The organism is Geodermatophilus aquaeductus, assembly GCF_900182545.1.
Classification (GTDB): Bacteria; Actinomycetota; Actinomycetes; order Mycobacteriales; family Geodermatophilaceae; genus Geodermatophilus; species Geodermatophilus aquaeductus.
This window is the reverse complement of record NZ_FXTJ01000004.1, coordinates 338001-350893: the sequence shown is the minus strand read 5'-3', so window position 1 is coordinate 350893 and position 12893 is coordinate 338001. Positions and strand designations below refer to the sequence as shown.

The 12893-nt window shown below is 73.5% G+C and carries 10 protein-coding genes; 9 read left to right on the top strand and 1 reads right to left on the bottom strand.

Annotated elements, in window-relative coordinates:
- The first annotated feature begins 53 nt into the window (after positions 1 to 53).
- The 7 genes from FN207_RS12950 to FN207_RS12920 all read left to right on the top strand — a co-directional run bounded on the left by FN207_RS12950 (position 54) and on the right by FN207_RS12920 (position 6834).
- The gene (locus tag FN207_RS12950) at positions 54 to 1022 is read left to right on the top strand and encodes a sugar phosphate isomerase/epimerase family protein (RefSeq protein ID WP_221888173.1); all 969 of its coding nucleotides are present in this window, start codon (positions 54 to 56) and stop codon (positions 1020 to 1022) included.
- Positions 1019 to 1990, top strand: coding sequence for a sugar phosphate isomerase/epimerase family protein (locus tag FN207_RS12945; protein ID WP_142458904.1), 972 nt, complete (start codon positions 1019 to 1021; stop codon positions 1988 to 1990). The genes FN207_RS12950 and FN207_RS12945 overlap by 4 nt, the downstream gene beginning before the upstream one ends.
- A gap of 32 nt (positions 1991 to 2022) precedes the next feature.
- Entirely contained in the window at positions 2023 to 2937 is a 915-nt protein-coding gene (locus tag FN207_RS12940; RefSeq protein ID WP_142458903.1) for a sugar phosphate isomerase/epimerase family protein, read from the top strand.
- Positions 2934 to 3914, top strand: a complete 981-nt coding sequence (locus FN207_RS12935) for a sugar phosphate isomerase/epimerase family protein (RefSeq protein ID WP_142458902.1) — start codon at positions 2934 to 2936, stop codon at positions 3912 to 3914. Before FN207_RS12940 ends, FN207_RS12935 begins: the two co-directional genes overlap by 4 nt.
- A gap of 70 nt (positions 3915 to 3984) precedes the next feature.
- Entirely contained in the window at positions 3985 to 4761 is a 777-nt protein-coding gene (locus FN207_RS12930; protein ID WP_142458901.1) for a TIM barrel protein, read from the top strand.
- The gene (locus FN207_RS12925) at positions 4758 to 5675 is read left to right on the top strand and encodes a ThuA domain-containing protein (protein ID WP_142458900.1); all 918 of its coding nucleotides are present in this window, start codon (positions 4758 to 4760) and stop codon (positions 5673 to 5675) included. Before FN207_RS12930 ends, FN207_RS12925 begins: the two co-directional genes overlap by 4 nt.
- 46 nt (positions 5676 to 5721) lie before the next feature.
- Complete coding sequence (locus FN207_RS12920; protein ID WP_142458899.1) at positions 5722 to 6834, top strand: FAD-dependent monooxygenase; 1113 nt, start codon at positions 5722 to 5724, stop codon at positions 6832 to 6834.
- Positions 6835 to 6852: 18 nt separating this feature from the next.
- On the opposite strand, the gene FN207_RS12915 is transcribed toward FN207_RS12920, so the two are convergent.
- Positions 6853 to 9708, bottom strand: coding sequence for an alpha-L-rhamnosidase (locus FN207_RS12915; protein ID WP_221888172.1), 2856 nt, complete (start codon positions 9706 to 9708; stop codon positions 6853 to 6855).
- 171 nt (positions 9709 to 9879) lie between these two features.
- Here FN207_RS12915 and FN207_RS12910 point away from each other — a divergent pair, with 171 nt between their 5' ends.
- Both FN207_RS12910 and FN207_RS12905 read left to right on the top strand, forming a co-directional pair.
- Positions 9880 to 11142: an ROK family protein gene (locus tag FN207_RS12910; RefSeq protein ID WP_185938318.1), complete on the top strand. Its 1263-nt coding sequence runs from the start codon at positions 9880 to 9882 to the stop codon at positions 11140 to 11142.
- Between the two features lie 152 nt (positions 11143 to 11294).
- The gene (locus FN207_RS12905) at positions 11295 to 12827 is read left to right on the top strand and encodes an ABC transporter substrate-binding protein (protein WP_142458896.1); all 1533 of its coding nucleotides are present in this window, start codon (positions 11295 to 11297) and stop codon (positions 12825 to 12827) included.
- Positions 12828 to 12893 lie beyond the last annotated feature (66 nt).

The following is a 12893-nucleotide window of genomic DNA, read 5'->3' as shown; positions in this document are numbered from 1 at the left end:
TGCACGGAACACGCACACACGACCCGCCGGACAACGGCAGAGGGGAACCGATCGTGACTTGGACCAAGTGGTCCTACATGGACCACTGGGTGACGGAGACACCGCAGGGGCCGCAGCCCCCGTCGTTCAACCGCGCCTACATGGACCGGTACGTCAAGCAGCTGTCGGCTCTGGGCTTCACGGGCTTCGACACCTTCTTCTTCTACCTGCACATGCTCGGCGGGATGTACGGCTCGGTGCCGGGCTTCGAGCGCTTCCTGCAGGACAACGGGTTCGAGAAGATCACCGGGATCTTCTCCGCGTACCCCTCGGCGACGAGGTACACGGCGCCCCACGTCCGGGAGACGCACGACCGGATCGTCGCCGACTGCACGAACACCCTGCGCACCTGCGAGGGCCTGACCGGCGTCGAGAACTTCATCGTCATGCCGACGTCGACCTACTGGCAGACCGAACCGGTCACCGACGACACCATCAAGGTCGTGGCCGACCTGTGGAACCGGGTCGGCAAGCTGACCCTCGAGCACGGGATGACGACGACCTGTCACTTCGAGTTCTGGGGCGCGATCCGCACCCGCCCGCAACTCGAGCTGTTCTTCGAGTACACCGACCCGGAGTACGTCTACTTCTTCTGCGACACCGCGCAGCACACGATCGCCGGCGTCGACCCGATCCAGATGTTCCGCGACTACCGGGACCGTTGCACCGGGTTCCACTTCAAGGACACCAAGAACGTCGACGAGCACGAGGCCTACCGCACGCCGCCGGACCCGGAGCTCATGGCGCCGCACGTGACGCGCTGGTTCTACGAGATGGGCGAGGGCGGCCTCGTCGACTTCCCGGCGCTCATGAAGGAGATCGTCGCCAGCGGCTACGACGGCTGGCTGACCGTCGAGCACGACAAGGCCGAGCTCGGCGGCGGCAGCTACGCCGAGGCCACCGCCGTGGCCAAGTGGTACATCGACAACGTGCTCGCCGAGGCCGAGGCCGAGGCGCGCCGCGGACTGGAGAGCGTGCGATGAAGGACACCCTGCGCTGGGCCTACGCCCTCAACCAGTGGAACGTCCGGCTGGACGTCTTCGTCCGGCACGAGGACCAGCAGCGTGCGCTGAAGACCGTCTCCGCCTGCGGTTTCGACACCATCGAGCTGGCGTCGGGGACCGGTCGCTGGGACAACATCAGCCGCCCCGAGGTCATCCTGCTCAACCACGGCAGCCACTCCGGCTTCCTGGACTTCCTGCGCCGGGCGAGGGTGCAGGGCGTCTCCAGCATGTTCTGGGACCCGCAGGCTCCCGCGGAGGAGGAGGAGGGGTACGCCTTCCGCTCCACGGCGAACCCCGACGACCACGACGCGATCGTCGAGTGGGCCAAGCCGTTCGTGGACTTCCTCGCCGGCGTCGGTGCGGAGCAGTTGGTGGTCCGGCCGGTCGGCTCCGCCTGGATGAGCCCGCCGCTCGGCGCCGATGGCATCAAGGTGATCGGCGACGTCTGGAACCGGATCGGTGAGCTGACGTCAGCGGCCGGTCTCGGGCTGGCGCTGCACTACGACTGCCTGGGCGCCGTGCACACGACCGAGGAGCTCACCGGCCTGCTCGAGGCGACCGACCCGGCCACCGTCGGGCTGGCCCTGGACACCGCCGAGTTCACGATCGGCGGCATCGACCCGGTCGCCTACTACCGGGAGCACGCCGACCGGGTCACCCACGTGCACCTCAAGGACACCCGGTACGCCGACACCGGCGAGGAGTACCGCATGCCCGGCGCGGAGTCGACGATGCTCAAGGGCGGCGCCGGACGGCGGATCGAGCGCTGGTTCTACGAGCTCGGTACCGAGGACGGGCTGGTCGACGTCCCGGGCTTCGTCGCGGCCCTGCGCGAGCGGGACTTCCCCGGCTGGGTCGTCATCGAGAGCGACCACGGCGGCAACCCGGCCGAGCTGGCCATGCTCAACAGCTGGTACCTGCAGCACGAGCTGGGGGTGGCCAAGTGACCTCGGCGGAGCGCGCCATCAGGTGGTCCTACATGGACCACTGGCGGAGCAACGGGCCGGCCGGGCCGGTCGACCAGTGGCACTCGCACAGGACCATGTCGGCTTTCCTCAAGCAGATCAAGGCGACCGGGTTCGACGCGATCGACACCTTCGACTTCCGCATCTGGCAGATGTACGGCGACTACGGCGGCCCGGCGAAGTACCAGGAGATGGTCCGAGACCACGGGCTGGAGCGGATCGTGAACACCTTCCACGCCGCCGACTACGACGTCCGCAACTACGCGCCGCACCTGCCGGAGACGCACGAGAACATCCTCGAGGACTTCCGGGTCACGATGGGCCGCTGGTCGGAGATCGAGCTGGACAACATCATCGTGATGCCGGCGACGCTCTACTACGACATGGAGCCGATCACCGAGGACAAGATCAAGTACACCGCGGAGTGCTGGAACAAGGTCGGGGAGATCACCGCCGGCTTCGGCGTGCGGCTCACCTGCCACCACGAGTTCTTCTGCGGCATCCAGAGCGAGCCGGACCTGGAGACCTTCTACAGCCACACCGACGACCGGTACGTGTCGCTGTTCGTGGACACCGCCCAGCACTGCATCGCATCGGTCGACCCGGTGGCGTTCTACCGGCGGCACGCCCACCGGGTCAGCGGCTTCCACTTCAAGGACACCCGCGACGTCGCGACCGGCGACGACCACCGGCACCGGCCCGACTCCGAGATCATGGCGCCGACCACCGGGAAGTGGTTCCACGAGATGGGTACCCCGCACGGGCTCGTCGACTTCGAGGCCATGATGACCGCGGTCCGCGACAACGGGTACCGCGGCTGGATCTCCGTCGAGCACGACAAGGCCAACAAGGAGGGCGGCGACTACTCCGAGAGCACCGCGATCTCCCGCTGGTACGCGAAGAACGTCCTCGAGGAGATCTACCGGTGAGCGCCATCCGTTGGTCGTACGCCATCAACCAGTGGAAGCCGCAGTTCGACGACTTCGTCCGCCGGGAGCAGCACGAGCGGGCGCTGAAGACCCTGTCGATCGCCGGCTTCGAGGGCGTCGAGCTGACCTACGGCACCGGGCGGTGGGAGCCGCTGGGCAACCCGCAGCAGCTCGCTGCCAACTTCGGCTCGGTCGCGGGCTTCGGGGACTTCCTGCGCAGCTGCGCCGTCGACGCGGTCAGCAGCTGGTACTGGGACCCGGCGGAGCGCTCGATGGAGGACCTCACCGGGCCGCTGTCCCCGCTGGCGGAGGCCGACGCCCCCGCCATCGCACAGCGGGCCGGCGTGCTCGCAGGGGCGCTGGCCGAGCTCGGTGGGTCCGTGCTGCTCGTGCGCCCCGTACCGGGCGCCGGGGACGTCGAGCCGCTGGACGACGACGCCCTCGACCGGGTCGCCGCCTGCTGGGACGCCGCCGGCCGTGCCACAGCGGAGCACGGCGTCCGCCTGGCGCTGCACGTGGACTTCCTCTCGGCGCTGCGCCGGGACCACGTACCCCGGCTGGTCGACCGCACCGACCCGGCGCTCGTCGGCCTCGCCCTCGACACCGGCGAGCTGACCGCCGGGGGCATCGACCCGCTCGGGGTGATCGCCGCATACGGCGACCGGATCGCGCACGTGCAGTTCAAGGACGCCCTCGCCGTCGACGACGCCGAGGAGTACCTGCAGCCGCACGCCCACTGGACCGTCCGCGTGCGCGGCGGCGCCCGGGAGGTCCCGCGCTGGTTCGCCGAGCCCGGTGCCGACGGCGGGCTCGTGGACTTCCCGGCGGTCACCCGCGCCCTGCTCGACGCCGGCTACTCCGGCTGGATCGTCGTCGAGAGCGATCAGAGCCCGCACCCGGCCGCCAGCGCCCTGCTCGCCGGCTACCTCGTCCAGCGCGAGCTCGCGCCGCTCGTGGCGGAGGCCGTCCGTGCCTGACCCCGCCCGTCGACGCGGCCGCTGAGCCGCTCCGCCACCCAGTCACCGACACCCTCAGGAAGAGGTCCCCGTGTACCAGCTGTCCGCCAACATCGAACTGCTCTTCACCGAGGCCGGCACCGACGCCGGCGACCGGGTCCGCGCCGCCGCGGCCGCCGGCTTCGACGCGGTCGAGATGTGGTTCTCCACCGACAAGGACCTCGACTCGCTGGAGAAGGCGCTCGCCGACACCGGTGTGCAGTTGACCTCCCTGCTCGCGGGGCCGCGGATGGGCTTCACCTTCCCGGGCACCGACCTCACCCCGGCCCACGAGGGACTGGACGTCGCCGTCGAGCACGCCCGCCGGCTCGGGTGCCCGCGGATCGTGCTCGCCTCGGGCGTCGGCTTCCCGGGCATGAACCGGCAGCGGAACCACCAGGTGGTCATCGACCTGTACGGGGAGGCGGTGGCGCGGCACCGCGACTCCGGTGTCGACTTCTGCCTCGAGCCGGTGAACTCGCGGGTGGACCACCCCGGCGCGCTCACCGACCGCACCGAGGACGCCGTGTACGTGGCCCGTGCCATCGGCTCGGAGCGGTTCGGCATCCTCTACGACCTCTACCACTCGATCGTCCAGGGGGAGGACCCGGCGACCGAGCTGGCCAACGCGGCCGGCTTCGTCAAGTACGTGCAGCTCGCCGACGCCCCCGGCCGGCACGAGCCCGGGAGTGGCGACGTCGACTGGCCCGCGCAGCTGGCCGTGGTGCGCGCCTCCGGCTACGACGGCCCCATCGGCCTGGAGTACTTCCCGGCCGTCGAGACGACGACGTCGGTGGAGTACATCCGGTCGGTCGCGGCCGACGCGTGACGGCCGGCAAGCTCGACGTCCTGATCGCGACCGGGCGCGTCAGCGTCGAGCACGACAACGAGCACCGCAGCTTCCGCCTGCACACCTCGATGCTCACGACGCTCCTGGAGTCGACCGGCCGGTTCCGGGTGCGGGTGCTCGAGGAGTTCCGGGGGATCGGCGACGAGCTGCTCGACCGGTTCGACGCGGTCCTCGTCATGTACGAGGGGCGCGACGACTACCACTCGGTCGCCGAGCGCCTGGGCGAGACGACCGAGCAGGCGCTCATCCGGTTCGTGCGCGAGAAGGGCCGGGGGGTGCTGTGGTTCCACGGCTCGTCGGTGCAGGAGCCGGAGTGGGGCTTCCCCGAGGAGTTCGACCGGATGCGCGGCGCCACCCTCAGCCGGACCACGGGCCTGCGCCCCCGGCCTCAGGCGGAGGTGACGGTGCGGTTCCCCGAGCCGCGCCACCCGATCACCGAGGGGCTGCCCGCCGAGTGGGCCGTGGTGAACGACGACGTGCTGACCGGCGCCCGGATGGACCCGTCGGCGACGGTCCTGCTCACCGTGTTCGACGATGTCGAGACCTACCGGCGGGCCGGGTGGCCCAACGCCCACACCCCGGTGGACGTCCCTCCCGGCGGGATCGGGGAGTTGCCCGGGATGGACACCGACCAGCCGCTGGCCTGGGCGAACGAGTGGGGAGCGGGGCGCAGCGTCTGCGTCGTCCTCGGGCACGACTGGGACACCTTCCGCAAGGTCCCGTTCATGACCCTGCTCGTGCGCGGCGTCGAGTGGGCGGCCACCGGGCACGTCACGCTCGGGCCGCCCGAGCGCAGCGGCGCCGCGCGGTGGCGGGTCTGGCCGTACTACGACGGCGACCCGTCGCGGTTCGACCGCGCGACGCCCGCGGCCGCGGCCGCGGCACGCCACTGACCACGTCACCAGGAGGACCCGTGACCCCGCACCCGCAGGTGGCGACGTGAGGGTCCTGGTCGTCGGCGCCGGTCCCGCCGGGTGCACCGCCGCGGTGGCCCTCGGCGCCCGGGGGCACGAGGTGACGGTCGTGGAGGTCGGGGCGAGAATCCGCCCGTCCGGCCCGGGGCTGGTCCTGCAGAGCGCGCCGATGCGGGCACTGGACTCCCTCGGCCTCCTCGGGGCCTGCCTCGAGCGCGGATACGCCCACGACGAGATCGACCTGTGCGACGCCCGCGGCGCCGTCCGGACGACGCTCCGGCCGCCGTCCCTGCTCCCGGGCCGCCCGGCGTCGATCGCGGTCTCGCGCGTGGCGCTGGCCGAGGTCCTCCTCGGCGCGGTGACCGCCTCGGGGAGCGAGCTGCGGCTGGGGACGACCGTGACCGCCCTGGCCGACCACGGCGACCGGGTCGAGGTGGGGCTGTCCGGCGGGACGACCCGGACGGTGGACGTCGTCGTCGGGGCCGACGGGCTGCACTCGCAGACCCGGCGGTCGGTCCTCCCTGACGCTCCTGCGCCCCGGGCGACCGGGCAGCTGGTCTGGCGGGCGCCGGCGCCCCGCCCCGCCGGGGTGTCGCGGTACTCGATGCTCGACGGCGGCCCGGAGCTGGGCAAGGTCGGCGTCGTCCCCGTGTCCGACGACGCCCTCTACGTCTGGCTGCTCGAGCCCGACCGCGGTGCCCCGAGGCCGGCGCCGGAGCGGCTCGCGGAGGCGTTCCGCGACCGGCTGCGCTCCTTCGGGGGCCCCGTGCCGCTCGTCGCGGGGTCGCCGCTCGGCGAGGTGGACGTGCGCTCCCTGCAGTCGCTGCTGGTCCCGCTGCCGTGGTCGCGTGGCCGGACGGTCCTGGTCGGGGACGCCGTGCACACCACCACCCCGCAGATGGCCTACGGCGTGGGCATGGCCATCGAGGACGCCGTCGTCCTCGCCGAGGTGCTCGCGGAGGACGACGACGTCCCGGCCGCGCTGCGGCGCTTCGGCGAGCGGCGGTTCGACCGCTGCCGGCTGGTGGTCGAGACCTCGGTGCGGCTGGGGGAGTGGGAGCAGTACCCACCCGGGGACCCCTCGCTGCCGGGACGGCTCACCGGCGAGGTCCTGGCCGAGCTCGCCCGGCCCGCGTGACCAGGGGTGAGGCGCACGTCAGCGGCGCGCGGTCAGGCCGGTGAGCGCCTCCTCGACGGCGGCCAGCGCGGCGGGGTCGGCGAACAGCAGCGCGGTGCGCAGCGTCGAGCCGGCCTCGTAGCGGAGGCCGCCGTCGAAGGCGCGGGCGCGGCCGGGGTCGTGCACGGCGAGCACCTCCCGCACCCGCGCCAGCGCCGCGGGGTCGTCCACCAGGTGGGCGAGGTCGGTGTCCAGCCCGGCGAGCACGGTCCGCGGCCGCGGCGGGGACCAGCGCGACGTCCACACGTGCTCACCGGAGCCCACGGAGTCCGTCGAGCCGTCGGGGAGGACGACGTCGGCGGTGGTCCCCGGGGGGACGACGGCGCGGACGGTCACCTCGTCGCCGTCGAGGACCCAGCCGGCCGCGGCCGGGCCGTACGGGGTGAGCAGCTCGCTGCGCGCCGCCGTCAGCCCGTCGAGGACCGTGGGAGCGACCGCGATCCGCCGGTAGCCCGGCTCGGCCGGCGCCAGGCCGGCCAGCCCGCGGTGCAGCCAGTCGACGACGGCGCCGAAGGCGTAGTGGTTGAACGACGTCATCTCGTGCGGGTTCACCGTGCCGTCGGGCAGCAGCGCGTCCCACCGCTCCCACACCGTCGTCGCCCCGACCGTCACCGGGTACAGCCACGACGGCGACTCCGTCTGCTGCAGCAGCCGCCCGGCGGCGGAGGTCTGCCCCGTGGCGCACAGGGCGTCCATGACCAGCGGCGTCCCGACGAAGCCGGTGCCGATGCGGTAGCCGTCCTCGCGGACGATCTCCGCCAGCCGCCGCCCGAGCGCCGCCCGCAGGTCCGGGTCGGGAGCCAGGCCGAACACCAGCGCCAGGGCGTAGGTCGTCGGCCCCTCCGACACCATCCGCCCGCGCGGGGTGACATAGGTGCCGAGGAAGGCGGTGCGCGTCCGCTCGGCCAGGCCGGCGTACCGCCGCGCGTCCTCGTCGCGGCCGAGCACGGCGGCGGTGCGGGCCACGAGGTCGAGGGAGCGGAACAGGTAGGCCGAGGCCACCAGCGAGGGGTGCGTGCGGCCCTCGCGCGGGCGGTCGGCCGGCGCCCGCGGGTCGAGCCAGTCGCCGAGCTGGTAGCCGCGGGTCCAGAGGCCGTCGTCGTCGGCCTGCGCCAGCTCGACGTCGGCCCAGGAACGCATGGACGGGTACTGCCGCGCCAGCAGGTCGCGGTCGCCGAAGCGCTCGTACAGCGTCCACGGGACGACGGTCGCCGCGTCGCCCCACGCCGCCACGACGCCGTCGGTGTCCTCGGCCATCGCCGTCGGCACGATGATCGGGACGACGCCGCCGTTGCGGCGCTGCTCGAGCGCCAGGTCGGCGAGCCAGGACGCGAGGAACGCGTCGCAGTCGACCAGCGTGGCCGCCGCGCCCGCGAAGACCTGCAGGTCGCCGGTCCAGCCCAGCCGCTCGTCGCGCTGCGGGCAGTCGGTGGGCAGGGACAGGAAGTTGCCGCGGGTGCTCCACACGACGTTCTCGTGCAGCCGGTCGAGCAGCGGCGAGGAGCTGGTGAACCGGCCGGTGCGCCGCGTGTCCGAGGAACAGACGACGGCGGTGACGTCGGCCGGGTCGAGCGCGCCCGGCCAGTCGTCGACCTGCACGTAGCGGAAGCCGTGGAAGGTGAACCGCGGCTCCCACGTCTCCTCGCCGTCGCCGGCCAGCGTGTACCGGTCGACCGACCACGCGTACCGCAGCTGCCGGATGGCGAGCTCGCCGTCCTCGAGCACCTCGGCGTGCCGCAGCGTCACCGTGTGCCCCCGCGGGCCGCGGACCCGGATGCGCACCCGGCCGACCAGGTTCTGCCCGAAGTCGACGACGGTCGCCCCGGACGGCGAGGAGGTGACCGCGACCGGGGCGACCTCCTGCACCCGGCGGACCGGCTCGGCGGCGGCGGGGGAGAGGACCGCGGGGTCGAGATCGGTGACGACGGCCGGGGCCCATCCGCCGGCCCGGCCGGACGGCGTCGACCAGGCGGGGTCGTGCCGCGTGGCGTCGAACTCCTCCCCGGCGTAGATGCCGCTGGACCGCAGCGGGCCGGCGGTGCTGCCCTCCCAGCCCGGTCCGGTGGCGACCACCTGGCGCCTGCCGTCGGCGTACGTCAGCTCGAGCTGGGCCAGGAACGCGGCCGGGCCCTCGTAGGCGCGGGTGGCCCGGCCGAAGAAGCCGTAGCGCTCGGTGAACCAGGCGCCGGCCAGCCAGGCACCGACCGTGTTGGCGCCCGGGCGGAGCAGGCCGGTGACGTCGTGGGTCTGCACCAGCACGCGGTCGCGGTAGCTCGTCCAGCCCGGCGCCAGCACCTCGTCGCCGACGCGGACGCCGTTGACCTCCACCTCGTAGGAGCCGAGGGCGGTGACGTACAACCGCGCGCGGACGGGCACCTCCTCGACCGTGAGGTGCGTGCGCAGCTGCCCGGGGGTGTCGTCGGCCGCGGCGGGCAGGGAGATCGACCGGGCCGACCAGTCCGCGCCGTCGAGCAGCGGCGCCTCCACCTCGACCCGGGCCGGCGCGGCGGGGACCCCGTCGGTGCCGGTGGTGGCCACCTCGAGCAGCACGCGCTCGCGGGAGCGCAGCGGCGCGAAGGGCCAGGGCACGCAGACGCAGTCCGGCCCGGACAGCTCGACGGACTCCGGGGCGCCGTCGCGGTCGGGCCGGGTCACGGTGAGCGTCGCCGAGGCCTGGTCCCAGCCGGGTGCCGTCGTCGCCGTCCGCCAGGACAGGACGGGGGTCGCCGAGTCGGCCCAGGGCGCGCCGTCGCGGCGGCGGCCGGCGCGCAGGTCGGTGACGGCGGGCGGGACCTCGGCAGGGGGCACGGCGGGGGTCACGGCGGGCTCGGGCACGGGGGCTCCCCGGAGGAGGGGCCGGACACGGGCCGGACCGGTGCGCCGGTGCGGGGGGAACGGCCGGGAGGATGTCGTCCGGCGACGCGGTTCCCTGACGTGCCGGCACGACGTAGTTTTGTTCCGCCGGAGCATATGCCTCCCGGCGCGCAGGTCTCCAGGAGGTCGCCCATGAGCAGCTCGTCGCCGTCGCCCCAGGACGCCTACGTCCACGGGCGGCTGGTCAACCTCGTCCGGACCGGCCGTGCGCTGACCCGTCCCGCGCTGGAGCAGGAGACCGGCCTCGGCCGCAAGGTCGTGACCCAGCGCGTGCAGCAGGCCATCGACGTCGGCCTCCTCGAGGACGGCGACCTCGCGCCCTCCGGCGGCGGGCGCCCGTCCCGGCTGCTGCGGTTCCGCTCGGACGCCGGGCACGTGTACGCCGGCATGGTCGGCGCCACCGAGATGACCGCGGCGGTCGCCACGCTCGACGGCACGCTGCTCGGCTCGCTGCACGAGGACTGGGATGCCGCGCACCGCCCGGAGGAGACGCTCGAGGTCCTCGACGGCCTGTTCGCCCGCCTGGCCCGGCGCACCCGCACCGAGCCCTGGGCCTTCGGCATCGGCGTGGCCGGGCCGGTCGACTTCGGCACCGGCCGGCTGGTCGACCCGCCGATCATGCCCGGCTGGGACGGGTTCAGCGTCCGCTCGTGGTTCCGCGAGCGCTACGACGCGCCGGTCTGGGTCGACAACGACGTCAACCTCATGGCCCTGGGCGAGTGGCACCGCGGCGAGCCCCGGGACGGCCGGGACCTGCTCTACATCCTGGCCGACGAGGGCGTGGGTGCCGGGCTGGTGTCGAGGGGCGCGGTCTTCCGCGGGGACACCGGCGCGGCCGGCGACATCGGGCACGTCCAGGTCACCGACGACCCGTCGGTGCTGTGCCGGTGCGGGCAGACCGGCTGCCTGGAGGCGGTGACCGGCGGGTGGGGCCTGGTGCGGCAGGCCACCGCGCGGGCCGCGGAGAGCCCGCGGCTCGCCGCGCGGCTGGCCGAGCGGGGCAGCCTGACCGCCCAGGACGTCGGCCTGGCGGCCCGCGACGGCGACCCGCTCGCCTCCGGGCTCGTGCAGCACGGCGCCCGGGTCATCGGCACCACGGTCGCCAACCTCGTCAACTTCGTGAACCCGGGCACGGTCGTCGTGGGCGGGGGCGTGCTCCGGGTGGGCGACACGGTGGTGCGCACGCTGGAGGAGACCGTCCGCGGGCGCACCACGCGGCTGGCCCGGCAGCGCCTCACCGTGCGGCCGGCGTCGCTGGACTTCCGCGAGGGCGTCACGGGCGCGGCGATCCTCGCCATCGAGCACCTCTTCGACCCGTCGTCGGTCGGGCTCTGGATCGAGAACGGGTCGCCCGTGGGCCACGCCGCACCGCTGCAGCGCACCGCGGCCATGTGAGGGTTGACATATGTGCCAACGGCACTAAAGTCTGCGGTAGGGCGTGACCCGCCCCACAGCCTGTCCCGGCGCCTCACCGGACCGCCGTCCTCCCTGCCGCTCCGGCCCTCCGGCCGCCCGGGACCCCCGGTCCCGCCCTCCCAGGAGTCCACATGCGTAGGTCCCTCGTCGCGGCCACGGCCGCGTCCGTCCTGCTCCTCACCGCCGCCTGCGGCGGGTCCTCCGGCGAGAGCTCCGGCTCCGGCGACAGCACGGAGCTCACCCTCGCGGCCGTGACGCCGCCGAGCTCCTTCGCGGTCGGCGAGATGGCGCAGAGCGGGCCGGAGGACCACTACTACCAGGCGGTCTACGACACGCTGCTCGAGCTGGACGAGGACGGCCAGCCGGTCGCCAACCTCGTCACCGAGTGGTCCTACGACGAGACCAACACCCGGCTGAGCCTGACCCTGCGCGACGACGTCACCTTCAGCGACGGCACGGCCTTCGACGCCGAGGCGGTCAAGGCCAACCTCGAGGCCGCGAAGGGCAGGTCCGGCGAGGCCGGGTCGGCGCTGGGCGCGATCTCCTCGGTCGAGGTGGTCGACGCCACCCACGCCGACGTGGTGCTCAGCCGGCCCGACCCCGCCCTGCTGCAGAGCCTGTCCCGCAGCTCCGGCTACGTGGCCAGCCCCGCGGCGCTCGCGAGCCCCGACCTGGCCACCGCCCCGGTCGGCTCCGGGCCCTACGTGCTCGACGCCGACGCCTCGACGGCGGGCAGCACCTACGTCTACACGCGCAACGAGGACTACTGGAACGCCGAGGACTTCCCCTACGACTCCCTCGAGATCCGCTACCTCGACGACACCACCGCGATCCTCAACGGCCTGCGCTCCGGCGAGATCAACGGCGTCGCCGGCGGGACCAGCGACGTCACCACCGGCGCCGAGAACGCCGGGCTGACCGTGACCACCTACACCAACGGCGGCATCGAGGGCGTGTACCTCTGGGACCGCGCCGGCGCGCTGGTCCCGGCGCTGGCCGACGTGCGCGTGCGGCAGGCCATCAACTTCGCCATGGACCGCGAGACGATCGTCGAGACCGTCAAGGGCGGGCTCGGCGAGCCCACCGTGCAGGTCTTCGGCCCGAACTCGCCGGCCTACGACGAGTCGCTCGAGGACACCTACGAGTTCGACGTCGACCGGGCGAAGGAGCTCATGGCCGAGGCCGGCTACGCCGACGGCTTCTCGATGACGCTGCCGGACTTCTCGCCGGTCTACCCCGACGAGCAGGCGGCGATGACCGAGGCGTTCGCCTCCCTCGGCATCGAGGTGACCTACTCGCCGATCACCGGTGACCAGGTCGTCGGCAGCATCATCGGCGGCCAGTGGCCGGCCAACTTCTTCAACCTCACCGCCGGGTCGCCGTTCGAGATGATCGGCCTGACGCTGACCCAGCAGTCGCCGTTCAACCCCTTCAAGAACGCCGACCCCGAGGTCGACCGCCTCGTGCAGCAGGCCCAGACGACCAGCGGCGACGAGCAGACGGCGGCGCTGCAGGAGCTCAACCGCTACCTCGTCGACCAGGCGTGGTTCGCCCCCTGGGATGCCGCGGAGGGCACCTTCATCACCACGACCGACGTCGCGGTCACCGCGGTGCCCGGCGTGAGCGTCCCCCCGCTGACCGGCTTCGAGCCCGCCGGCAGCTGACCGAGAGCCCGTGCCGGCGGGGGAGACCACCCCGCCGGCACGGGCCGCCCGGCACCGATCCCGCCC